This is a genomic window from Streptomyces sp. NPDC046887 (genome assembly GCF_040644755.1).
In the GTDB taxonomy this organism is placed as follows: domain Bacteria; phylum Actinomycetota; class Actinomycetes; order Streptomycetales; family Streptomycetaceae; genus Streptomyces; species Streptomyces lichenis.
On sequence record NZ_JBEYXH010000050.1, the window covers coordinates 18,796 to 42,474 of the forward strand.

A 23,679-nucleotide genomic window follows, 5' to 3' on the forward strand; every position below is an offset into this window, starting at 1 on the left:
GCTGCGCACACGCCGATCCCGCCGGCGGTTCCGCGGGCGGGTGATCTCCCGCACCGAGCGTAGTTCAGTGACAAGGACCACTCCGGCGGAGCGGGGCCCCCGCATCGCCCAATCGGATCAGCCGATCGTCATACCGGTCACCCGAGAGGAGCAGCGCCCGGCCGGGAAGGGCGGTCGGCCGGAAGCCCGTACGGGGCCGCAGCGACCGGACGGGGGGGCAGCGGGGCCCGTACGGGTCCAGCAGCGACCAGACGGGCGGGGGTCAGAGGGGACCCGGACGGGCCGCAGCGACCGGACCGGACGGCCAGTCGCCCGGGGCCCGTACACAAGCACAGCGACCGTACGGGCGGGGTCAGAGGGGACCCGGACGGGCCGCAGTGACCGGGCGGGACCGGCAGTCGGCGCCTGGGCCCGTACAGGTCCGCGGCCCCGTCCCCGCCTCCGTCCCGTACCCCTCCCCGTCTCCGTCCCCGCCGTCCCGGCCCTACGCCTCGAAGGGGCGGGCCGGCCAGGGGGCGTCGCCGGGGCGCAGGGCGTCCAGGCCGCCGGCGGCGGCGCGCGCGGCGAGGACCGACAGCACGCCGACCACCAGGCAGTTGTTGTGCAGGTCGCCGGCCAGGACCCGGCGGGCCAGCTCGTCCAGCGGGACCCGGGCCAGCTCCATGTCGGCCTCCTCCTCCGCGGCGGCGAACCTCTCGCCCTCCACGTCGGACAGCCCCCGGGCCAGGAAGATCCGCACGGCCTCGTCGCAGCCGCCCGGCGTGGTGTAGACGTCGGAGAGCACCCGCCAGTCGTCGGCCTTGATGTGCGCCTCCTCGTACAGCTCGCGCACCGCCGCGTTCAGCGGGTTCTCGCCGGGTACGTCGAGCAGCCCGGCCGGGATCTCCCACAGCTTGTGGCGCACCGGGTGGCGGTACTGGCGCAGCACCACCACCTGGTCGTCCTCACCGAGGGCCAGGACGGCGACCGAACCGGGGTGGACCTGGTAGTCCCGGGTGTGCACCGAGCCGTCCGGCATGACCACGTCCTCGGTGCGGACACTGGTCTTCGCTCCCCGGAACGGCGTGGAGGTCGCGGTGACCCGCCACTCCTCGGGAGTGTCCTTGATCGCGGTCATGGCTGACGTCCTCCTGGGTGAACGGAAAAACGGTGGACCGGGGCGCGCGGTCCCGTGACGGGCCGCGTACCCCGGTCCACCGTAACGCCAGTGGATCAACCCCCGGCCGGCGTGCCGCTCACTTCCCGGTCTTGCGCTCCACCGCCGCCTTGACCAGCCCGGCGAAGAGCGGGTGCGGACGGGTCGGGCGGGAGCGCAGCTCCGGGTGGGCCTGGGTGGCGACCAGGTAGGGGTGGACCTCGCGCGGGTACTCCACGTACTCCACCAGCTTGTTGTCCGGGGAGGTGCCGGAGAACAGGATCCCGGCCTTCTTCTCCAGCTCCGCGCGGTAGGCGTTGTTCACCTCGTAGCGGTGGCGGTGGCGCTCCTCCACGTACGGCTGGTCGCCGTAGACCTCGCGGACGATGGAGCCCTCGGCCAGCTTCGCCGGGTACATGCCCAGCCGCATGGTGCCGCCGAGGTCCCCGGCGCCCTCCACATAGGCGAGCTGCTCCTCCATGGTGGAGATCACCGGGTGGGCGGTGGCCGCGTCGAACTCGGTGGAGTTGGCGTCGGCGATACCGGCGAGGTTGCGGGCCGCCTCGACCACGATGCACTGCAGGCCCAGGCAGATGCCGAGCAGCGGCACCTTGTTCTCGCGGGCGTAGCGGATCGCGCCGACCTTGCCGTTGACGCCGCGCTCGCCGAAGCCGCCGGGGATCAGGATGGCGTCCACGTCACCGAGCTGCTTCTCGGCGCCGGCCGGGGTCTTGCAGTCGTCGGAGGTGACCCACTTGACCGTGACCCGGGCCTTGTTGGCGAAGCCGCCGGCCCGCATGGCCTCGGTCACCGACAGATAGGCGTCAGGCAGGTCGATGTACTTGCCGACCAGGGCGACCGTGACCTCGTGGTCGGGGTTGTGCACCCGGTCCAGCAGGTCGTCCCAGACCGTCCAGTCCACGTCCCGGAACGGCAGGTCCAGCTTGCGCACCACATACGCGTCCAGGCCCTCGGTGTGCAGCACCTTGGGGATGTCGTAGATCGACTTGGCGTCGATGGCCGCGACCACGGCCGCCTCGTCCACGTCGCACATCAGCGAGATCTTGCGCTTGATGGCGGTGGGCACGTCCCGGTCGGCGCGCAGCACGATGGCGTCCGGCTGGATGCCGATGTTGCGCAGCGCGGCCACCGAGTGCTGGGTGGGCTTGGTCTTCAGCTCACCGGACGGGCCGATGTAGGGCAGCAGCGAGATGTGCACCACGAAGACGTTGTCCCGGCCGACCTCGTGGCGGACCTGGCGGACGGTCTCCAGGAACGGCAGCGACTCGATGTCGCCGACGGTCCCGCCGACCTCGGTGATCACCACGTCCACGTCGTCGGTGGCCATCCGGCGGATGCGGGACTTGATCTCGTTGGTGATGTGCGGGATGACCTGCACCGTGTCGCCCAGGTACTCGCCGCGCCGCTCCTTGGCGATGACCTGCGAGTACACCTGACCGGTGGTGACGTTGGCCGAGCCGTCCAGGTCGACGTCGAGGAACCGCTCGTAGTGCCCGATGTCCAGGTCGGTCTCGGCGCCGTCGTTGGTGACGAACACCTCGCCGTGCTGGAACGGGTTCATGGTGCCCGGGTCGACGTTGAGGTACGGGTCGAGCTTCTGCATCGTCACCCGCAGCCCGCGCGCCTTGAGCAGCGCGCCGAGGCTGGAGGCGGTGAGCCCCTTGCCGAGGGAGGAGGCGACGCCCCCGGTGACGAAGATGTGCTTGGTCGTCGTGGATTTCGACGGCATGGCCAAGAGGGGGCTCCCGTGGTCGCGGTGGGTCAGGTGCGTACCGGCGTCCGTCCGGCCCAGGGGTTCCGGGGGGTGGTGCCGTCGCTGCGGTTCGGGGGCCGCCGGGTGAGGTGCGGCGCCAACCGGTCCACGGGCTACCAGGGTATCAGCGCCCGGACGCCCCCGCTCCGGCCGCCGCGTCCGGGGCGGCCGCCGACGACGGCTCCGCGGTCCCTCCGGCAGCCCTCCGGCGCCCTCCCGAACACACCCGGCACACGGCCGAACACACCCGGCTGATGGGTTTCGCACAAGGTGTCGGAGGTCACTCGTCCGGCCGGACAGCGGAATCGGGACGATCACACAGAGGGCCGGGGCATCGTCGTATCCTGCTCGGACATCCGCCGCGAGCGACGACCCCCACCGGCACCATCCGCACACCCCGAAGCGGACTGCCACCGCGCTCGTCGGCGACCTTGACCCCAACCCTGAAAGCGCCCCGCGGGGCGAACGTTGCCGTTCGACTGGAGATTGCACGTGGCCGGGCGCATCGAGGACTACGCACTCATCGGAGACATGCAGACCGCCGCCCTGGTCTGCCGGAACGGCACGGTCGACTGGCTGTGCCTGCCCCGCTTCGATTCGCACGCCGTCTTCGCAGGCCTCCTCGGGACCGAGGAGCACGGATTCTGGCGGATCGGCCCGGCGCACGCCGAGGGCGCCGAACCGCCGACCGCCGACCGCCGCCGCTATGCCGGCGACTCGCTGGTCTTGGAGTCCGAATGGGACCAGCCGGGACGCGGCACCGTACGGGTCACCGACTTCATGCCGCCCCGTGACGGTGCCCCGCAGCTGGTGCGGATCGTGGAGGGCGTCAAGGGCCGGGTGAAGATGCGCTCGGCGCTGCGGATGCGGTTCTCCTACGGGCGGATCACGCCCTGGGTGCACAAGGTGGACGGCCGTACGGTCGCCGTCGCCGGGCCGGACTCGGTCTGGCTGGACACCGAGGCCGAGACACACGGCAAGGACCTCACCACCTACTCGGACTTCACCGTCTCGGCGGGCGAGCGGATCGCGTTCACCATCAGCTGGCAGCCCTCGCACCACCACCCGCCGCATCTGCCGGACCCGGAGGGCGCCCTGGAGGCGACCGCCGAGTTCTGGCGCGACTGGGTGGAGCAGTGCACCTACCGCGGCCCGTACCGGGAGGCGGTGATCCGCTCCCTGATCACCCTGAAGGCGCTGACCTACGCGCCCACCGGCGGGATCGTCGCCGCGCCGACCACCTCCCTGCCGGAGGAGATCGGCGGGGTACGGAACTGGGACTACCGCTACACCTGGCTGCGGGACGCCGCCATCACCCTCTCCTCCCTCCTGCGCACCGGCTACCGCGAGGAGGCCCGCGCCTGGCGCGAGTGGCTGCTGCGCGCGGTGGCCGGCGACCCGGAGAACCTCCAGATCATGTACGGCATCGCCGGCGAGCGGGAGCTCGGAGAGGCGGAGCTGGACTGGCTTCCGGGGTACGAGGGCTCCACCCCGGTGCGGGTCGGCAACGGCGCCGCGGCCCAGCTCCAGCTGGACGTCTACGGCGAGGTCACCGAGGCCCTGCACCTGGCCCATATGACCGGTCTGGCCCGCAACGACTATGCCTCCGTCCTCCAGCTGAAGCTCATCCGGTACCTGGAGGACCACTGGATGGAGCCGGACGAGGGCATCTGGGAGGTGCGCGGCCCGCGTCGCCACTTCACCCACTCCAAGGTGATGGCCTGGGTGGCGGTGGACCGCACCATCAAGCTGATCGAGTCCGGTGACGCGGACGGCCCGCTGGAGCGCTGGCGCGAGCTGCGCGACGACATCCACCGGGACGTCTGCGAGAAGGGCTACGACCCGGAGCGCAACACCTTCACCCAGTCGTACGGCTCCAAGGAGCTGGACGCCTCGCTGCTGCTGATCCCGCAGATGGGCTTCCTGCCGCCGGACGACAAGCGGGTCATCGGCACCATCGAGGCGATCCAGCGGGAGCTGTCCACCGAGGACGGCTTCATCCTGCGCTACCCCACCGAGGGCGAGGACGCGGGCGTGGACGGCCTGGAGGGCGACGAGGGCGCGTTCCTGGCCTGCTCGTTCTGGCTGGCGGACGACCTGGCGATGATCGGCCGGGTCGACGAGGCCCGCAAGCTGTTCGAGAAGCTGCTCGCGCTCCGCAACGACCTGGGCCTGCTGGCCGAGGAGTGGGACAGCAAGCACCAGCGCCAGGTGGGCAACTTCCCGCAGGCCTTCAGCCACGTCCCGCTGATCGACACCGCCCTGCGGCTCACCGCCTCGGGCGCCTACGGCGGCTGACCCGCCCGCACCCGCCCCTCGGGGCACGCCGCCCGGAAGGGGCCCCGACCGCCAACCGCGCCGGGGCCCTCTCCCGTACCCGGTCGGACCGGCCCTCCCCCTGCCCGGGGCCTTCGGCGCACCCGGTCGGACCGGGCCCGACGAGTCGGCGGAAGACCGGCCCGGCACCGGACACGGCGGCCATACCCCCCACCCGCCCGGGCCGGGTAGCGTCCGACCGTATGAGCACCATGGACGGACAGGGCGGCGGCATCACGGTACGGCGGGCGCTGGAGCTGCCCGGGCTGCGCGGTGGGCTGCCCGAGGTGGTGGCCGGGGCGGACCGGCTGCACCGCACGGTGCGCTGGGTGCACGCCGGGGAGGTGCCCAACATCGCCTCGCTGCTCAAGGGCGGCGAGCTGCTGCTGACCACCGGGCTGGGGCTGGGCACCCGGCCGGCCGAGCAGCGGGCGTTCGTCCGCCGGCTGGCGGATCGCGGGATCGCCGCGCTGGTGGTGGAGCTGGGCCCGCGCTTCTCCCGGCTGCCCTCGGTGATCGTGGAGACCGCCCGGGCGGCCGGGCTGCCGCTGGTGCAGCTGCACCGGGAGGTCGCCTTCGTCTCGGTCACCGAGGAGGTGCACACCGAGATCGTCAACGGCCACTACGCGATGCTGCGGCAGGCCGAGGACGTGCACCGCCGGTGCACCGAGGCGCTGCTCGGCGGCGGCGGGGTGCCGCAGGTGCTGCGCATCCTGGCCGACTTCGCCGCCAACCCGGTCTTCCTGGAGACCGTGGACGGCGGACTGCTCTACGCGGCCGGCACGGGCACCGGAACGTCCGCCGCCGACCCGCTCCAGGTCTGGGAGGGGCTGCGCGGCCAGCGGGCGGCCCGGGAGGCGGGGCCGCCGGCCGGGGCGGTGCTGGTGGACGTACCGGGCGGCGGCGGCCCCGGGACCGGGGCGGTACGGGCCCGGCTGGTGCTGCTCGCGGTGTCGGGGGCGCTGTCCCCGGTGCACCGGATGGCGGCGGAGCGGACGGCCGGGATCCTGGCCGTGGTGCTGATGCAGGCCCGCCAGGAGGAGGAGCTCGCGGCCCGGGGCCGGGGCGACTTCCTGACCGACCTCGCCGAGGGCCGCGTCCCGCCCGAGGAGGCCCCGGCCCAGGCCCGGGTCCTGGGCTTCAAGCCCGGCGACGGCCCGCTGCTGCCCGTGGTGATGCGGCTGGTGGCCGAGGGCGCCCCGGCCGGCAACTGGTCGGTGTTGGCCCGCACGGTGCCGGAGGAGCTGGGCACCCTGGGGGTGCCGGTGCTGCTGGGCGTACGGCCGGTGGAAGGGCGGGTCCTCCTGCTGCTGGGGTTGCGCGCGGACACCGAACGGGCCGCGGTGGCCGACCGGGTGGCGGCGGCGCTGCGCGCGGGCGCGGCCCGGGCCGGGCTGGAGCGCCTGGGCGCGCCCGCCCCGGTGGTCGTGGTGGGCGCGGGCGGCGGCTGGGCGGCGGCCTCGGCGGGGCTGCGGCACGCCGCGGAGACCTCGGCGGCGGCCCAGGGGCTCCCGGAGCGGCCGTGGTTCGACGCCCGGCGGCTCGACATCGACCTGCTGCTGTGGCGGCTGCGCGACCACCCCGACCTGGCGGCCTTCGTGGACCGGGCGATCGGCCCGCTGCGCGACCACGACCGCACCTCCCGCCCGCCTCTCCTGCCCACCCTGGAGACCTATCTCGCGCACGCCGGCCGGAAGGCGGAGACCGCCCGCGAGCTGCACCTCAACCGCCAGACCCTCTACAACCGGCTGGCCCGGATCGGCGAGCTGCTCGGCACCGACCTGGACGACCCGCAGACCGTCCTCGGCCTCTCCCTCGCCCTCCACGCCCGCCGCCACACCCCGTAGCGGTGTCCTCGGCTCCTCCGGGGGCAGAAGGATTCCGCCGCCGGCGGAGAGGCGGGCCGTCAAGGAGGGAGGTCCGGTCCTTGTTCGAGGGCTTCACGACCGAGCGAATCCAGGTCGACGGGGCGTCGATCCTGGTACGCCACGGTGGGGAGGGGCCGCCCGTGGTGCTGCTGCACGGCCACCCCCGCACCTCGGCGACCTGGCACCGGGTCGCCCCGCTCCTCGTCCGGCGCGGCTTCACCGTGGTCTGCCCCGATCTACGGGGGTACGGCCGGTCCACCGGCCCGGCGCCCACCCCCGACCACACCGCCCACTGCAAGCGGGCCGTGGCCGGTGACGTGGTCGAGGTGATGCGCTCCCTCGGGCACGAGCGGTTCGCCCTCGCCGGGCACGACCGCGGGGGCGCCGTGGCCCTGCGTCTCGTGCTCGACCACCCCGACGCGGTTACGCGGGTGGCGCTGCTCGACTGCCTGCCGATCAGCGAGCATCTGTCCCGTATCACGGCGACGTTCGCCACCCAGTGGTGGCACTGGTTCTTCTTCGCCCAGCCGGAGATCCCCGAGCGGGTCATCACCGCCGACCCGGACCGCTGGTACCGCGGCGATCCGCGGACCATGGGCCAGGAGAACCACGACGAGTGGCGCGCGGCCGTGCGGAACCCGGACGTGGTGCGCGCGATGCTGGAGGACTACCGGGCCGGCCTCACCGTCGACCGACGGCACGAGGAGGACGACCGGGCCGCCGGGGTACGGATCCGGTGCCCGGCACTGGCCCTCTGGTCGCTCCGGGACGACCTGGAGGACCTGTACGGGGACCCGCTGAGGATCTGGCGGCAGTGGGCGCCGGACGTCCGGGGCCATGGCATCGACTCCGGGCACCATATGGCCGAGGAGGCACCGGAGGCGCTCGCCTCCGCCCTGGCCGACTTCTTCGCCGGACGGCCCGGTCCCGGATAGGGCCGTCCGACCGCCCGCTTAGGCCCTGAGACCGCTCGGGGCCGCCGGACGGGCCCGGGTGGAGCCCTCCGACCGCCTCGGGGCCGGTACCGGACCCCCTGACGGAGCGTCAGCGACTCGCGCGCAGCTCGTCGTAGACGCTCAGCACCTGTGCCACCGTGTCGTCCTCGGTCGGCCAGCCGGCGGCCTGGACCCGGCCCGCCGCCGCCAGCGCGGCCCGCCGCTCCGGGTCGTCCAGCAGCGCGGTGACCGCGGCGGCCAGCGCCGGGGCGTCCCCGGGGGTCACCAGCTCGGCCGCGTCGCCGACCAGTTCGGGCACCCCGCCGGCGGCCGTGGCGACCAGCGGTACGCCGAGCCGCAGGGCCTCCTGGCCGAGCGGCGGGCGCGCCTCCCAACGGCTCGGCAGGACCGCCACGTCCGCCGCGGCGAGCAGCGCGGTGACATCGTCGCGCCGCCCGAGCAGCCGGACCGGCAGGCCCTCGGCGTCGATACGGCGCTGGAGCGCGGCACGGCCGGGCCCCTCCCCCGCGACCGCGACGAGCGGCGGCGGGTCGCGGTCCAGCCAGTGGCGTGAGGCGTCCAGCAGGGTTCCGTACCCGTGGTGCGGCTCCAGCGCGCCGACCGCGACGACCAGGGCCCGGTCCATGGCGCCCAGTTCGGCCCTGACCTTGCCGGAGTGGAGTTCGGTGCCCGGCCGTGGGGCGGGGATGGTGACCGCGCCGAGCCGCGCGTCCCGGGCGCCGCGCAGCCGGGCCCGGTCCACGATCACGGAGGAGGTGCCGAACACCACCGCGGCGTCCCGTACCGCCCGGCGCTCCCGCAACCGGAGCCACTGCCCCCGGGCACCGCTCTCGGGCGCGAAGGCGTGCCAGGTGACCACCAACGGGGCGCGGGGCGCGGTACCGAGCACCCGCCCGGCGCGCAGGGCGGCGTGCAGCCCGTGGGCATGCACCACGTCCGCGTCGGCGCAGGCGGCGCGCAGAGCGGCGAGGGTGAGCGGATCGCTGCGGCGCGGCACGGCGGTGAAGTCCGCGCCGACGCCCAGGAAGTCGAATTCGCGGTCCAGCACGGCGGGTGCGCACACGGTCACCCGCACACCCCGGGCCACCAGCCCGGCGGCCAGTGATCTGACATGCGCGCTGCTGCCCGCGCTTCCACCGCCGAGCACCTGGACCGTACGCAGCTGTGTCACCCGCCAAGGATGCCAGCGCGGAAGCCCTCCGCGTCACCGCCGGAAGCCGACCGCGTTGCCGAACCGGCCCAATTGCCACCATGCTTCACCCACACGAGTGACGCTCCCCTTCCCACGGCGGCCCGAGCCCTCTCCCGTGCCGCCCCGGCGACCGGCCCCACGGGCCCCGCCTCGTACCGCCCCGGCACCCGGCCCCCACGCCCCCCTGGCACGATGGCCCCACGCCGACACGCCCGCCGCTCAACCAGCCGTCACCTCACGGTACGGCCACGAAGCCGACCACCGGTCGACCGGAAGACACCGGCCACCACGGGGGCGCCGACTGCCCCGCCCCGGCACCCGGGGCGCCGCGCCCACCGAGACGCCCCCGCAACCACGGAGCCCCGCGCCATCCCAGGGCGCCCCCGCCGCCACAGACCCAGCACCACCGCAAGACGCCCTGGCGCCTCCGGGCACGGCGGTGCCCCAGGCCTTCCCCCCCACCCCCGGGTACGGCGCCACGCTCCAAAGCGGCCACGCCGCACCCCGGCGACGATGGCCAAGGCCGAGGCCGCACCAGGGCGGCCTCGGAGCCGCCCACACCGCTCTTCACCGACGCCAACGGCACCTGGCCCCCGAGCCCCCGGCCCCGCTCAGAGCACACGCCCCGCGCCGCTCCCGACCGGCACGGCACCGACAGCCCCCGGGACTCGCCCCATATGCGGTTCACACCGCCCCCGTGCGGCCCCGACACCCACCCGGGGGCTCGCCCGACCCGCGCGTCCCCTGCCCCCGGGGCGGCGTCCCCAGCACAGGTGACCCCGACATCCGGCGGCGCAAGCCGCCCCACGCGGCGCAAGCCGCCCTACGCGTCGGCGCGGGCCGCCGCGAGCAGTTCCTCGGCGTGTGCCCGGGCCGTCTCGGAGTCCTCCTGCCCGGCGAGCATCCGGGACAGCTCACGCACCCGGTCCTCGCCCTCCAGCACGGTGACACCCGATCGGGTGACGGAGCCGTCGTTGGTCTTCTCCACCAGCAGCTGCCGGTCGGCGAAGGCCGCCACCTGCGGCAGATGGGTGACCACCACCACCTGCGCCGTCCTGGCCAGCTTGGCGAGCCGGCGGCCGATCTCCACCGCCGCCTTGCCGCCGACGCCCGCGTCCACCTCGTCGAAGAGATATGTCGGCACCGGGTCCGTACCGGCGAACACCACCTCCACCGCGAGCATCACCCGCGACAGTTCACCGCCCGAGGCGCCCTTGGCGATCGGCCGGGGCGGCGCGCCCGGGTGCGGGGCGAGCAGCAGCTCCACCTCGTCCGCGCCATGCGGCCCGTACGCCACCGTGCGCCCGCCCACCTCGACCCCGTCCGGGTCCTCGGTCTGCCGAATGGCGAACGAGACCCGGGCGTGCGGCATGGCCAGCGACGCCAGCTCGGTGGTGACCGCTTCGGCGAACCGCGCGGCGGCCTCCGTACGGGCGTCGGTGAGCTCCTGGGCAAGCTGCGACAGTTCGGCCCGCAGCACGTCGCGCTCCTCCGTCAGCTCGCCGATCCGGTCGTCGTCGCCGTCCAGCTCGGTGAGCCGGTTCGCGCCCTCCTCCGCCCAGACCAGGACCGCGTCGATCCCGTCGCCCTGCCCGCCGTACTTACGGGTGAGCCCGGTCAGCGCGGCCCGGCGCTCCTCCACGGCCGCCAGCCGCAGCGGGTCGGCGTCCAGGTTGTCGGCGTACCCGGCGAGCTCGCCCGCGACATCGGCGAGCAGGATGGAGATCTCGCCCGTCCGGTCGGCGAGCGCGGCCAGCGCCGGGTCGTGCGCCCGGACGGCCTCCAGAGCGCGCTGAGCGCCCGCGACGAGCGTGGTGGCGTCCACCCCCTCCGGGTCCTCCACGTCCCCGGCGAGCGCCCCGTGGGCGAGCGCGGCGGCGGAGGCCAGCGCCTCGGCGTGGCCCAGCCGCTCCGCCTCCGCGGCCAGTTCGACGTCCTCCCCGGCCCGCGGTTCGACGGCCTCGATCTCGCCGAGCCCGAAGCGCAGCAGATCGGCCTCCTGGGCCCGCTCCCGGGCCCGGGTGGTCAGCTCGTCCAGTTGCGCGGCGATCGCCCGCAGCCGGCGGTACGCGCCGGCGTACCGGCCCAGCGGCCCGGCGACCGCCTCACCCGCGTACCGGTCCAGGGCGCCGCGCTGGCGGGCCGGCTTGAGCAGCCCCTGCTGGTCGGTCTGGCCGTGCACCGCGACGAGGTCGTCGGCGAGTTCGGCGAGGACCCCGACCGGTACGGACCGGCCGCCGAGGTGGGCCCGGGAGCGGCCCTCGGCGGAGACGGTACGGCTGATGAGCAGGGCGCCGTCGTCGAGTTCGGCGCCCGCCTCCTCGGCGCGGGTGGCGGCCGCCCCGCCGGGTGCCACGCTGACGCGGCCCTCCACGACGGCGGACGGCGACCCGATCCGTACCAGCGCGGCGTCGGCCCGCCCGCCGAGCAGCAGCCCGAGGCTGGTCACCACCATGGTCTTGCCCGCGCCGGTCTCGCCGGTCACCGCGGTGAACCCGGGTGACAGCTCCACCACCGCGTCGTCGATGACTCCGAGCGACCGTATCCGCATCTCCTCCAACACGAGAGAAGACCTTACGAGGTCCGGGGGCCCCTGTGCGACGGCCCCCGCCGCGCGCCGCCGAACGGGCAGGTCGCGGCCGCCCGGCCGGGACGGCCTGTCACCCACCGGAGTGGGGGGACAACCCCCGGAGAAGAGGGGTGGCAGCCAGATGGCAATCCGCCCGCGCCCACGGGCAAGCTAGTCACCATGAGTAATCACCCCACCACAGCCCCCGTCGAATCCACCGAATTCACCGAATCCGCCGTCTCCGCAGCCGCAGCCCTCACAGCCGCCGTGTCCGCCCTCTCCGCTCTTGCCTCAGTGCGGCGCGCCCCGCCAACCGGACACCGGCAGGGCGAACTTCGCGACCAGCCGGTCCGTGAAGGAGGCGTGGTGCAGCCGCGCCAGCCGTACGGGCACGGCCCCCCGGCGCACCTCCACCCGCGCGCCCGCGGGCAGTTCGGCGGTGCGCCGCCCGTCGCACCACAACACCCCGTCGGGGGTGTGCGGTTCGACCTCCACCGCCAGCACCGAGTCCGGGGTGGTCACCAGCGGCTTGGCGAACAGCGCGTGGGCGCCGATCGGCACCATCAGCAGCGCCTCCACCTCCGGCCAGACCACCGGCCCGCCGGCCGAGAAGGCGTACGCGGTGGAGCCGGTCGGAGTCGCGCAGATCACCCCGTCGCAGCCGAAGCCGGTCACCGGCCGCCCGTCGATGGCGACGACCACCTCCAGCATCCGCTCCGGCGACACCTTCTGCACGGCCGCCTCGTTGAGCGCCCAGTCGGAGTGGATGACGTCCCCGTCGTCGTGGACCGTCACATCGAGGGTCATCCGCTCCTCGACCTCGTAGGCGCGGGTGACCACCCGGTCGACCACCTGGTCCAGATCGTCCCGCTCGGCCTCGGCGAGGAAGCCGACCCGGCCCAGGTTGACCCCGAGCATCGGCACCCCGGAGGCCCGGGCGAACTCGGCGCCCCGCAGCAGCGTCCCGTCACCGCCGAGCACGATCAGCAGCTCGCAGCCGTCCAGGACGTCGGAGGAGGCCTCGGGCACGATCTGCACGGCCGAGGTGTCGGGCAGCGGCAGGTCGGCCGCCTCGGCGGCGAGGACCCGCACGTCCAGGCCGCTGCGGAGCAGTCCCAGCGCGACCAGTTCGGCGCTGCGTACCGCCGCCGGGCGGCCGGTGTGGGCGAGCAGGAAGACGGTCCGCGGTGCGGTCGAGGACTCGGGGGTGAGCGCGGGTGCGGCGGTCATCGACAATGCTTTGGACGAGCTCAACGGGGTCCCTCCGCCACGGCGCGGTCCACATCGGCCGGATCGAGCGCGGGCGCCCCGGCCCGCACCCACAGAAAGTACTCCACGTTCCCCGACGGGCCGGGCAGCGGACTGGCGGTGACGCCCTGGACGCCGAGCCCCAGTCCCCAGGCCTGGCCGGCGACGGTGCGCACGGCCTCGGCGCGCAGTTCGGGGCTGCGGACGACGCCCCCGCTGCCGAGCCGTTCCCGGCCCACCTCGAACTGCGGCTTCACCATCAGCACCAGATCGGCGTCCGGGGCGCTCACCCGGGCCAGCGCCGGCAGCACCAGACCGAGCGGGATGAAGGACAGGTCGCCCACCACCAGGTCCACCGGTGCACCGCCGATCGCGTCGAGGGTCAGTTCACGCACATTCGTACGGTCCTTGACGGTGACGCGTTCATCGCTCTGCAACGACCAGGCCAGCTGCCCGTATCCGACGTCGACGGCCACCACATGAGCGGCCCCGGAGCGCAGCAGCACATCGGTGAAGCCGCCGGTGGAGGCCCCGGCGTCCAGCGCCCGCCGCCCCTCGACCACCAGTCCCCGCGGCACGAACGCGGCCAGCGCCCCGGCCAGCTTGTGCCCGCCCCGGGAGACGTAGTCGGGGTCGGCGTCGTCGGTCGCCACGACGATGGCGGCGGCGGTCTCGACCTGGGTGGCGGACTTGGCGGCGACGGCACCGCCGACGGTCACCCGCCCGGCCGCGATGAGCTGGCCCGCGTGCTCCCGCGAGCGGGCGAGCTTCCGGCGTACCAGCTCGGCGTCGAGACGGCGGCGTGCCACTCCTGCCACGTTCGGTTCAGCTCCTGTGGTCGTACGAAGAAGAGGACGGCGGTCCGGTCGGTGCGGACGGCGCCGGGGGCGCGGGCGGACGGGCGTCCAGCGCGGCGAGCGCTTCCCGCAGTTCCCGGTGTACATCCTCGTACACCTCCAGATGCCCATCGGCGGGGAGGTGGTCGGCGTCCGCCAGCCGCTCCAGGGCCGAGTCCACCGCGGGGTGGCCGGTAGGCGTCCGCCCCACCCCGAGCGGCGCGGCCGCAGCGGGCACCAGGGCCTCCGCGCCGCCCCCGGCCCCCTCCCCGAGCACCGCGGGCCCGTCAGTCTCCACGGACTCCACGGACTCCACGGACTCGGCGGACTCGGCGGCTCCGGCGGGCCACTCCCCCGCCACCATGGGCTCGGCGGCTCCCGCAGGCCGCTCCCCGGCCGCCATGGGCTCGCCGGACACGCCGGACACGCCAGTTCCCGTGGGCCGCTCCCCGGCCGCCATGGGCCCAGCGGACCCGGCGGGCTCCACGGCCGACGGCACAAGCTCCTCCGCGCGCCCCTCGGACCCGGCCCCGGGCGCCGCAGGCCCAGCCCCGGGTGCCAGGAGCCGGGGGGCAGGCTCCGCCGGGCGTCCCGCAGGCCCCTCCCCCGCCGCCACGGGCCCGGCGGACCCGGCGGACCCGGCGGACCCAGCGGACTCCGCCGCCGACGGCACAAGCTCCTCCGCGCGCCCCTCGGGCCCGGCCTCGGGCGCCGCAGGCCCGGCCCCGGGCGCCACCAGCCCTTCCCCGAGTCCCCCGAAGGCCACCGGTCCTTCCTCAGGCGCCGGGGGCCAGGGGGCGGGCTCCGCCGGGCGTCCTACGAGCCGCTCCACGGCCGCCTCGGCCTCCCCGGCCGCCATGGACTCCTCGGGCCCGGCAGGCCCTTCGCGCCATACGGGCCGCTCCCCGGTGGCCTGGGCCGGGGCGGGCCGGGGCGTCAGATCGTCCTCCATGCCCCGACGCTACCGCGTGGCCCTGCGGTACCGTCGGTCCGATGGCCACGATCGAGGAGTGCCGCAGCGCACTGGACAAGCTCTCCGACTCGCTGCGGCGCGCGGATGGCGAGGTGCGCTCCGCGGCCGCGATGGACCGCACGCTCAGCTGCCACCTCACCGACCTGGACACCACCTTCACCGGCCGTCTGGTGAACGGCCGGATCCTGGTCGAGGACCGGGTGGCCGGACCACCGCCCGCGAAGGCGGAGATCCGGCTCGCCATGACGGGTGACGACCTGGTGGCCCTGGTCGACGGGCAGCTCCACTTCGCCCGCGCCTGGGGTTCCGGCCGGGTCAGGCTGGAGGCCGGCTTCCGCGACCTGCTGCGACTGCGCTCACTGCTCTAACACCCCCAAGGGGCCCCGCCCCTTGGGGCAGCGTCGGCCCCACCGGGGAGCAGTCCCGCTGCCGCCGGGTGGCGGATCCGCCGGGCTCACGGCAGCACGCCCGCCGCCGCGCCGCCTCACTTCTTCAGCGCCACCCCGGTACCGGCCTCCGGCCGTTCGGTACCCCCGGTGCCCCCGATGTCGCCAGTGCCGCCGATGTCGCCGATCCGGGCGGCGCGGGCCGCGGCCGAGGCGCGATCGGCGGCGCGGGCCTGGCGGGCGGCGGGCACCACCAGCGGGGTGCCGGTCTCCGGGTCCTCGATCACCTGGCAGCGCAGTCCGAAGACCCGTTCCACGAGTTCCGCGGTGACCACCTCGCTCGGCGGCCCCTCGGCGACGATCTCCCCGCCGCGTACGGCGATCAGATGGGTGGCGTACCGGGCCGCGTGGTTGAGGTCGTGCAGCACGGCGACCAGGGTGCGGCCCTGCTGCTCGTGCAGTTCGGCGCAGAGGTCGAGCACATCGATCTGGTGCTGGATGTCGAGGTAGGTGGTCGGCTCGTCCAGCAGCAGCAGCGGTGTCTGCTGGGCCAGGGCCATGGCGATCCAGACCCGCTGGCGCTGGCCCCCGGACAGCTCGTCGACGTACCGCTCCCCCAGTTCGGCGACCCCGGTGGCCTCCATCGACTCCTGCACGATCGCCTCGTCCTCCGGCGACCACTGGCGCAGCAGGCTCTGGTGCGGGTAGCGGCCCCGGGCGACCAGGTCGGCGACGGTGATGCCGTCCGGCGCGATCGAGGACTGCGGCAGCAGCCCGAGGGTCCTGGCGACCTTCTTCGCCGGCATGGAGTGGATCGCCTGCCCGTCGAGCAGCACCCGGCCCTCGGTGGGCTTCAGCATCCGCGACAGCGCCCGCAGCAGGGTGGACTTGCCGCAGGCGTTGGGGCCGACGATCACGGTGAAGGAGTGGTCGGGTATCTCGACCGAAAGGTCGCGGGCGATGACCCGCTGCTCGTAGGCGAGGGTCACCGACTCGGCGCTGAGCCGCTGCCGGCCGCCTTGGTCGGCGGAGCTGCGGTCTGGACGCTGCTGGCGCTGCATGGTCGTGCTCCTGGCGTTGTCGTGGTGCGCGGCGGCGGAGCCGGCGGCGGGCGCGTTCTCGTGGGCGGGCTCAGGAACGGGGCTCAAATCCGGCCCGCCCGGCGTTCGGTGACCAGCAGCCACAGCAGATAGACCCCGCCGACCACGCTGGTGACCACCCCTACCGGCAGCTCGCGGTCGCCGAAGGCGTTGGTGGCGGTCCAGTCGGCGGCCAGCAGCAGCGCGGCGCCCATACAGGCGGAGGCCGCCAGGTTGGGGCCCGGGGCTCGGGTGAGCCGGCGGGCCAGCTGGGGGGCGCTCAGCGAGACGAAGACGATCGGCCCGGCGGCGGCGGTGGCGGCCGACACCAGCAGCACGGCGGCGCACATCAGCGTCACCCGTACTCGTTCGACCCGGACGCCCAGCGCGTACGCCGAGTCGTCGCCCATCTCCAGCATCCGCAGCGGGCGCCCGAAGGCCAGCACCAGCGGGATCAGCACCGCGCACATGGCGAGCAGCGGCCAGAACTGCACCCAGTCCCGGCCGTCGAGGGTGCCGGTCATCCACAGCACCGCGCGGGTGGCGTCGACCAGGTCGGCCTTGGTGATCATGTAGTGGGTGGCCGCCGTCAGCATGGCGGCGACGCCGATGCCGACCAGCACCAGCCGGAAGCCGTGCACCCCGCGCTTCCAGGCGAGCAGATAGATGCCGACCCCGGTGACCAGTCCGCCGACGACCGCGCCGCCCGCGACGGCCGCCTGGCTGCCGTGGAAGAGCACGATCACCGCGAGCGCCCCGACGGCGGAGCCCTGTCCGAAGCCGATGACATCGGGGCTGCCCAGCGGGTTGCGGGAGATCGACTGGAAGACGGCGCCGCCGAGCGCCAGGCACGCCCCGACCAGGACGGCCACCAGCACCCGGGGCAGCCGCAGGTCCTGGACGACGAACTCCTGGGCCATGGTGCCGTCGCCCATCAGCGTGGCGACGACCTCGGCCGGGGTGATGGGGTAGTCCCCGCTGCCGATGAGCACGATCCCGGCCGCCACGGTCGCGGCGACCAGTAGCAGGACCGCCCCGGTCGCCCTCGGCTGGTAGCGGATCGACAGACCGCCGGGGGTGCGCAGTGCTTTGCTGGTCCGCGTGATCACAGCTGGGCCATCCTCTTGCGGCGTACGAGGTGGATGAAGACGGGTCCCCCGATGAAGGCGGTGACGATACCGACCTGGAGCTCGGAGGGGCGCACCAGCAGCCGGCCGAGCACATCGGAGCCGAGCAGCAGCACCGGGGAGAGCACCGCCGAGTACGGCAGGATCCAGCGCAGGTCGGGCCCGGTCAGCGCGCGCACCATATAGGGGACCATCAGTCCGACGAAGACGATCGGGCCGCAGGCGGCGGTGGCCGCCCCGCACAGCAGGGTCACCGCGACCATGCCGAGCAGCCGGGTGCGGTTGAGGTTGGCGCCGAGCGCCCGGGCGGTGTCGTCGCCCATCTCCATGGCGTTGAGCGGGCGGGCGATCAGCAAGGCGAGGACGACCCCGACGGCGAGGAACGGCGCCACACTGCGGATGGTCGTCATATCGGCGTGGGAGAGCGAGCCGACGATCCAGAAGCGCAGCCGGTCCAGCGCCACCGCGTCCAGCAGCTGCACGGCGTTGACGTATCCGTACAGCGCGGCCGTCGCGGCGGTGCCGGCGAGCGCCAGCCGTACCGGGGTCGCGGCCCTGCTGCCGCCGAGCACGTACACGACGACGGAGACGACCGCCGCCCCCAGCAGAGCGAACCAGACATAGCCGCTCAGCGAGGTGACGCCCAGGAAGCTGATCGCGGTGACCACGGCCGCGGAGGCACCGGCGTTCACCCCCATCAGCCCGGGCTCGGCCAGCGGGTTGCGGGTGAGCGCCTGCATCACCGCGCCGGAGAGTCCCAGCGCGATGCCGACGAGTAGTCCGAGCAGGGTGCGCGGCACCCGGAGGTCCTGGATGAGGACGTCGTTCCCGGTGCCGGAGTAGTGGAAGAGGCCGTGCCACACATCGGCCAGTGGCACCGGTTTGGCGCCCACCACGATGCTCGCGACGCATATCAGCAGCAGGACGCCCAGGGACACCACGAGCCCGGCCGCGCGCGCCGAGTGGCGCCCGCGTGGCCGGGTCGCGGAGTCGGCGGCGTCCGCGCTCCGCTTGGAGGGACTGTCGACCAACACGGCGGTAAGGTTAGCCTACCTTTTGTCCCTGCCCGAAAGGCCGGGGCAGGGCCCCGCTACGGACCGCAGAGCGCCCGCCCTCCGAGCACGTCCTCCAGCCGACCCCAGCACAGGCGCGCCGACCCCAGCACAGGCGCGAAGGAGGGTCACCCCTCCCACCGGGACAGCGCCTTCCCCGTGTCCAGCGCGCACGCCTCGTCGCCGCCCTGCGTCCAGGCCGCCGCGCAGAGCGCCCGCAGCCCGTCCAGCCGGTCCCCGTCGCCCGACAGCTCCAGCGCGTCCCCGGCCGCCCGGGCGGTCCAGCCCCCGCAGCCGAACCCCTCGTCCGCCGAACCGGTCACCTCCGGCTGCCCGGTCAGCAGCCCGCGCAGATCGGCGTCCACATAGGTCGGCCGGTGCTTCGGTACGGCCGCCAGCAGCGCGGCCGCGTCGGTCACCCCGGTCAGCACCAGCAGCGAGTCGACCCCACCGGCCACCGCGCCCTCGATATCCGTGTCCAGCCGGTCCCCCACCACCAGCGGCCGCTTCGCCCCGGTCCGCAGAATGGTCTCCCGGTGCATCGGCGGCAGCGGCTTGCCCGCCACCCGCGGCTCCTTGCCGGTGGCGATCCGCACGACCTCCACGGCCGCCCCGTTGCCCGGCGCGATGCCCCGGCCGCTGGGAATGGTCAGATCGGTGTTGGACGCGAACCACGGCACGCCCCGCGCCACCGCGTACGAACCTTCCGCCAGCCGCGACCACGGCATGTCCGGCCCGCCGTACCCCTGCACCACCGCCGCCGGATCGTCGTCCGCCGAGTCCACCGGCGTCAGCCCGCGCTCCCGCAGTGCCACCCGCAGCCCCTCGCCGCCGATCACCAGCACCCGCGCCCCGGCCGGCACCTGCTCCGCGACCAGCCGGGCCACCGCCTGCGCCGAGGTGATCACATCATCGGCGGCGGCCGGCACCCCCAGCTCCGTCAGATGCCCGGCGACCGCGTCCGGCGTCCGCAGCGCGTTGTTGGTGACATACGCCAGGTGCATCCCGCCGTCCCGGGCGGCCGCCAGCGCGTCCACCGCGTGCGCGATGGCCTCCCCGCCGGCGTACACCACCCCGTCCAGATCCAGCAGCGCGGTGTCATACGTCTCGCTCAACGCGGTGGCGCTCCCCCGCGGCCGGTGAGCCTCCCGCCGCCCCGCACGATCCTGGCCCCTCACTTCCGCCGCGTCCGCCGCATTCGCCGCATCCGTCACAACCGTCACTCCTCGCATCCGCATGCTCTCCCCCCGATCATCACGCATACCCCGCACGCACATACGATGCAGGGATGAACACCACAGGTCTTGCGGCGAACGGCGGGCTCAACCTGAAGCCTTTCCGCGGACTGCGCTACGTCCCGGAACGGGTCGGCAGCCTGGCCGCGGTGACCTCACCCCCGTACGACGTCGTCGTACGGCCCGACGGTGTCCACCATCTCCAGTCCGCCGACCCCCACAACATCGTCCGGCTGATCCTCCCGCAGGCCGCCACCCCCGAGGCCCGCCACCGCCAGGCCGCCTCCACCCTGCGCGACTGGATCGCCGAAGGCGTGCTCGCCCCCGACGACCGACCCGCGCTCTATGTATACGAGCAGCGCGACGGCGAGCTGCTGCAACGCGGCCTCATCGGGGCGCTCGCCCTCACCCCTCCCGAAGAGGGCGTCGTCCTGCCGCACGAGGACGTGATGGCCCCGATCGTCGAGGACCGCGCCGCCCTGATGCGCACCACCGCCGCCAACCTCGACCCGCTGCTGCTCACCTACCGCGGCGACGGCGCCGACACCGGCGCGACCGCCGTCATCGAACGCACGGTACGGGGCGCCCCGCTGCTCGCCACCACCACCGAGGACGGCATCGACCACCGCCTGTGGGCGGTCACCGACCCCGCCCAGCTCACCGAGGTCGCCACCGACCTGGCCCGCCACCAGGCGCTCATCGCCGACGGCCACCATCGCTGGGCGACCTACCTCCGGCTGCGCGCCGAGCACCCCTCCCCCAGCCCCTGGGACTACGGCCTGGTGCTCCTCATCGACACCGCCCGCTACCCCCTCCGGGTCCGCGCCATCCACCGCCTGCTGAACCGGCTGCCCCTCGACGACGCCCTGGACGCGCTGACCGCCCCCGCCCTGGACGGGGCCTTCCGCGTCCGGACGGTCGACGCCCCGCTCCCGGCCGCGCTGGACGCCCTGGCCGAGGCCGCCGCACCGGGCAACGCCTATCTCCTCGCCGGCGGCGCCGACCGCTTCCACCTCCTGGACCGCCCCGCCCCCGGACTGCTGACCCGCACCGTCCCGCAGGAGTACCCGCCGGCCTGGCGCGCCCTGGACGCCACCGTGCTCCACGCCACGCTGCTGGAGCACATCTGGAAGATCCCGGACACCCCCGAGGACATCACCTATATCCACGACGCGGCCGCCGCGGTGGAACAGGCCGAACGGCGCGGCGGTACGGCCGTGCTGATGCATCCGGTACGCGAGGAGGTCGTGCGCGACCTGGCCCGCCAGGGTGTCACGATGCCCCGCAAGTCGACCTCGTTCGGCCCCAAGCCGGCCACCGGCCTGGTCCTGCGCAGCCTCGACACCGCATGAGAAAGGGGCGGCGCCCGCAGGCACCGCCCCTCCCCTCACACTCCGGACCCGAGATCACTCCCGGTGGTCAGCCCGATCAGTCACGGTCGGCCCGGTCGGTCCCGGTCACCGCGCCGTCCTCGTCCCGCCGATCCTCATCCTGCTCTTCGACCTGCTCCACGTCCGGCTCTTCGACCCGCTCGCCGTCGGCAGCCACCGCGTCGGAGTCCCCGGCGCCGCTCTCCGCCGCCTCCAGCGCCTCCCGGTCGTCGGCACCGTCCTCCGCGTCCTCGTCCGCGACGTCCTCGTCCGTCACGTCCTCATCCGCCGTCACGTCCTCATCCGCGGCGTTCTGGTCCTCGGCGTCCAGGAACTCGACACCGTCCAGCTCGGCCAGCCGGTCGGAGGCGTTGGTCGAGCCGTCCTTGTCCGCCTCCAGCGCCTTGGCGAACCACTCGCGCGCCTCGCTCTCGCGGTCCGCCTCCAGCAGCGCGTCGGCGTACGCGTACCGCAGCCGCGCCGTCCAGGACTGGACCGAGTGGGAGGCCAGCTCCGGGCTCTGCAGGGTCACGATGGCGGCGTCCAGCTGCCCCATGTCCCGGCGGGCACCGGCGGCGACCAGCCGCATCTCGACCTGGCCGGCCTTGTCCAGCTTCTGCACCTCGGGCTCGCCGGCCATCGCCAGCGCCCGCTCGGGTCGGCCGAGACCGCGCTCGCAGTCGGCCATCACCGGCCACAGCTCGACGCTGCCGGTCATCCGGCGGGCCGCCCGGAACTCGGCCAGCGCCTCGGAGTACTTCTGCGTCGCGTACGCGGCGAAGCCGGCCGCCTCCCGCACGGCGGCCACGCGCGAGGCGAGCCGCAGCGCGATCCGCGAGTACGCGTACGCCTGCTCGGGGTCCTCGTCGATGAGCCGGGCCACCATGACGAGGTTCCTCGCCACGTCCTCGGCCAATGTCTTGGGCAGGCTCAGCAGCTCCTGCCGCACATCCTGGTCGATCTCGTTCCCGGTGACGTCCTCGGGGATGGGCAGCCGCCTGATCGGCTCCCGGTCCCGGTCGCGGTCGTCCCGGCGGAAGCCGCCGCCACCGCCCCGGTTGTCGTCCCGGCGGAAGCCGCCACCCCGGTCGTCACGCCGGTCATCCCGACGCGGCCCACGCGGACGGTCGTCCCGGCCCCGGTAGCCACCGCGGTCGCGGTCGTCACGCCGCTGCATCCGGTCGTCCCGCGGGAAGCCGCCCCGCCGGTCGTCACGACGGTCGTCGCGCCGCTCGAACGAACGGTCATCCCGGCGGTCGTCACGGGGACGCTCATCCCGGCGGTCGTCCCTGCGCGGGGCCCGGTCGTCCCGGGGGAACGAAGGCCGCTCGCCTCCGCGCCGGAACCCGCCGCCACCGCCGCGGTTGTCGTCACGGCGGAAGCCGCCACGGTCCCGGTCATCACGACGGAACCCCGGACGGTCATCCCGCCGGTCGTCCCGACGGTCGTCCCGGCGGTCGTCCCGGCGCTCGTACGGCCGGTCATCCCGACGGAAGCCACCACGGTCGTCGCGGCGGTCATCCCGGCGCTCGTCACGCCGGAAGCCACCGCCGCCACCCTGGTTGTCGTCCCGACGGAAACCGCCGCCACCACTCCGGTTGTCGTCCCGGCGGAACCCGCCACCGCCCCGGTTGTCATCGCGACGGAACCCGCCACCGCCCCGGTTGTCATCCCGCCGGAACCCGCCGCCACCGCCGCGGTTGTCGTCACGACGGAACCCGCCGCCACCGCCCCGGCTGTCATCACGACGGAAGCCACCGCCACCACTCCGGCTGTCATCACGGCGGAACCCACCGCGGTCCCGGTCATCCCGCCGGTCATCACGGCGGTCATCACGCCCGCGGTCATCACGACGCTCATAGGGCCGCTCATCCCGACGCGGCTCCCGGCGGAAGCCGCCCCGATCGTCGCCTCGCCCATCACGGCGGTCATCCCGGCGATCGTCACGCCGGTCATCACGCCGGTCATCACGGGGGCGGTCGTCGCGGCGGAAGCCACCACCACCGCCGCCACCGAAGCGACCACCACGGTCGCGATCGTCCCGGCGACCGTAACCGCCGCGGTCGTCGCCGCCGCGGGATCCACGGCCGCCGCCATCACGGTCACGGTCCCTATCGCGGTCATCACGACGGAAGGACGGACGGTCGTCGCGGCGACCGTAACCGCCGCCTCCGCGGTTGTCGTCACGACGGTTGTCGTCACGGCGCGGCCCGCGGTCGTCCCGCCGGAAACCGCCCCGCTCGCCACCGTCCCTACGACGCGGCTCGCGCTCCGGACGGTCGTCGGAGGAGTTGGTGGACATTGAGATGGCTCCTGTCTTCGGGGTCTAACTCATTCATTCTCGCGCAGTCGGCGAACCGACGCGCCATGAGAGTTGCTTCAGCGCCGGCTCACTCACGACACCGGCAATTCGGGAAAAACAAAAGGACCCTTGGTCCCAGCATGAACGCTGGGACCAAGGGTCCTTGAAAGATTGTTCGGCGGTGTCCTACTCTCCCACAGGGTCCCCCCTGCAGTACCATCGGCGCTGAAAGGCTTAGCTTCCGGGTTCGAAATGTAACCG

At 74.3% G+C, this 23,679-nt stretch carries 18 protein-coding genes and 1 rRNA gene; 5 read left to right on the plus strand and 14 right to left on the minus strand.

What is annotated here, in order from left to right:
- Positions 1 to 484 precede the first annotated feature (484 nt).
- The gene (locus tag ABZ945_RS30435; protein ID WP_361276108.1) at positions 485 to 1,117 is read right to left on the minus strand and encodes an NUDIX hydrolase; all 633 of its coding nucleotides are present in this window, start codon (positions 1,115 to 1,117) and stop codon (positions 485 to 487) included.
- A 118-nt stretch (positions 1,118 to 1,235) separates the two neighbouring features.
- On the minus strand, positions 1,236 to 2,885 hold the full coding sequence (locus ABZ945_RS30440; protein ID WP_361276110.1) for a CTP synthase: 1,650 nt from the start codon (positions 2,883 to 2,885) through the stop codon (positions 1,236 to 1,238).
- 516 nt (positions 2,886 to 3,401) lie between these two features.
- On the opposite strand from ABZ945_RS30440, the gene ABZ945_RS30445 reads away from it, so the two are divergent.
- The 3 genes from ABZ945_RS30445 (at position 3,402) to ABZ945_RS30455 (ending at position 8,028) form a co-directional block, all read left to right on the plus strand.
- Positions 3,402 to 5,207: a glycoside hydrolase family 15 protein gene (locus ABZ945_RS30445; RefSeq protein WP_361276113.1), complete on the plus strand. Its 1,806-nt coding sequence runs from the start codon at positions 3,402 to 3,404 to the stop codon at positions 5,205 to 5,207.
- Positions 5,208 to 5,437: 230 nt separating this feature from the next.
- A complete protein-coding gene (locus ABZ945_RS30450; RefSeq protein ID WP_361276144.1) occupies positions 5,438 to 7,072 on the plus strand; it encodes a PucR family transcriptional regulator in 1,635 nt (544 codons plus the stop codon).
- A gap of 80 nt (positions 7,073 to 7,152) precedes the next feature.
- Positions 7,153 to 8,028: an alpha/beta hydrolase gene (locus ABZ945_RS30455; protein WP_361276116.1), complete on the plus strand. Its 876-nt coding sequence runs from the start codon at positions 7,153 to 7,155 to the stop codon at positions 8,026 to 8,028.
- 109 nt (positions 8,029 to 8,137) lie between these two features.
- Here the strand turns inward: ABZ945_RS30455 and ABZ945_RS30460 are convergent, their stop codons facing one another.
- From ABZ945_RS30460 to ABZ945_RS30480, 5 genes are all read right to left on the minus strand, one after another.
- Positions 8,138 to 9,220, minus strand: coding sequence for a glycosyltransferase family 4 protein (locus ABZ945_RS30460; protein WP_361276119.1), 1,083 nt, complete (start codon positions 9,218 to 9,220; stop codon positions 8,138 to 8,140).
- A gap of 844 nt (positions 9,221 to 10,064) precedes the next feature.
- Positions 10,065 to 11,792: a DNA repair protein RecN gene (gene recN / locus ABZ945_RS30465; RefSeq protein WP_361276147.1), complete on the minus strand. Its 1,728-nt coding sequence runs from the start codon at positions 11,790 to 11,792 to the stop codon at positions 10,065 to 10,067.
- 309 nt (positions 11,793 to 12,101) lie between these two features.
- Positions 12,102 to 13,040, minus strand: a complete 939-nt coding sequence (locus ABZ945_RS30470) for an NAD kinase (protein ID WP_361276122.1) — start codon at positions 13,038 to 13,040, stop codon at positions 12,102 to 12,104.
- Between the two features lie 20 nt (positions 13,041 to 13,060).
- Entirely contained in the window at positions 13,061 to 13,876 is an 816-nt protein-coding gene (locus ABZ945_RS30475) for a TlyA family RNA methyltransferase (protein ID WP_361276126.1), read from the minus strand.
- Positions 13,877 to 13,883: 7 nt separating this feature from the next.
- Entirely contained in the window at positions 13,884 to 14,321 is a 438-nt protein-coding gene (locus tag ABZ945_RS30480; protein WP_361276128.1) for a hypothetical protein, read from the minus strand.
- 566 nt (positions 14,322 to 14,887) lie between these two features.
- Between ABZ945_RS30480 and ABZ945_RS30485 the strand changes: the two genes are divergently transcribed.
- On the plus strand, positions 14,888 to 15,235 hold the full coding sequence (locus ABZ945_RS30485; protein WP_248637059.1) for an SCP2 sterol-binding domain-containing protein: 348 nt from the start codon (positions 14,888 to 14,890) through the stop codon (positions 15,233 to 15,235).
- A 116-nt stretch (positions 15,236 to 15,351) separates the two neighbouring features.
- On the opposite strand, the gene ABZ945_RS30490 is transcribed toward ABZ945_RS30485, so the two are convergent.
- From ABZ945_RS30490 to ABZ945_RS30505, 4 genes are all read right to left on the minus strand, one after another.
- Positions 15,352 to 16,314 carry an ABC transporter ATP-binding protein gene (locus ABZ945_RS30490; RefSeq protein ID WP_361276130.1) on the minus strand — a complete coding sequence of 321 codons (963 nt, stop codon included), beginning with the start codon at positions 16,312 to 16,314 and terminating at the stop codon, positions 15,352 to 15,354.
- Between the two features lie 83 nt (positions 16,315 to 16,397).
- On the minus strand, positions 16,398 to 17,438 hold the full coding sequence (locus ABZ945_RS30495) for an iron chelate uptake ABC transporter family permease subunit (RefSeq protein ID WP_361276150.1): 1,041 nt from the start codon (positions 17,436 to 17,438) through the stop codon (positions 16,398 to 16,400).
- Complete coding sequence (locus tag ABZ945_RS30500) at positions 17,438 to 18,490, minus strand: iron chelate uptake ABC transporter family permease subunit (protein ID WP_361276152.1); 1,053 nt, start codon at positions 18,488 to 18,490, stop codon at positions 17,438 to 17,440. The genes ABZ945_RS30495 and ABZ945_RS30500 overlap by 1 nt, the downstream gene beginning before the upstream one ends.
- A gap of 149 nt (positions 18,491 to 18,639) precedes the next feature.
- Positions 18,640 to 19,626 carry an HAD-IIA family hydrolase gene (locus ABZ945_RS30505; protein WP_361276133.1) on the minus strand — a complete coding sequence of 329 codons (987 nt, stop codon included), beginning with the start codon at positions 19,624 to 19,626 and terminating at the stop codon, positions 18,640 to 18,642.
- A gap of 173 nt (positions 19,627 to 19,799) precedes the next feature.
- Here ABZ945_RS30505 and ABZ945_RS30510 point away from each other — a divergent pair, with 173 nt between their 5' ends.
- Complete coding sequence (locus ABZ945_RS30510; RefSeq protein ID WP_361276135.1) at positions 19,800 to 21,098, plus strand: DUF1015 domain-containing protein; 1,299 nt, start codon at positions 19,800 to 19,802, stop codon at positions 21,096 to 21,098.
- A 76-nt stretch (positions 21,099 to 21,174) separates the two neighbouring features.
- On the opposite strand, the gene ABZ945_RS30515 is transcribed toward ABZ945_RS30510, so the two are convergent.
- From ABZ945_RS30515 to rrf, 3 genes are all read right to left on the minus strand, one after another.
- Positions 21,175 to 22,065, minus strand: coding sequence for a hypothetical protein (locus tag ABZ945_RS30515; protein ID WP_361276137.1), 891 nt, complete (start codon positions 22,063 to 22,065; stop codon positions 21,175 to 21,177).
- Positions 22,047 to 23,318, minus strand: coding sequence for a hypothetical protein (locus ABZ945_RS30520; protein ID WP_361276140.1), 1,272 nt, complete (start codon positions 23,316 to 23,318; stop codon positions 22,047 to 22,049). The genes ABZ945_RS30515 and ABZ945_RS30520 overlap by 19 nt, the downstream gene beginning before the upstream one ends.
- Positions 23,319 to 23,591: 273 nt before the next feature.
- Positions 23,592 to 23,679: ribosomal RNA gene (gene rrf, locus ABZ945_RS30525) — 5S ribosomal RNA — on the minus strand; the annotation flags it as partial.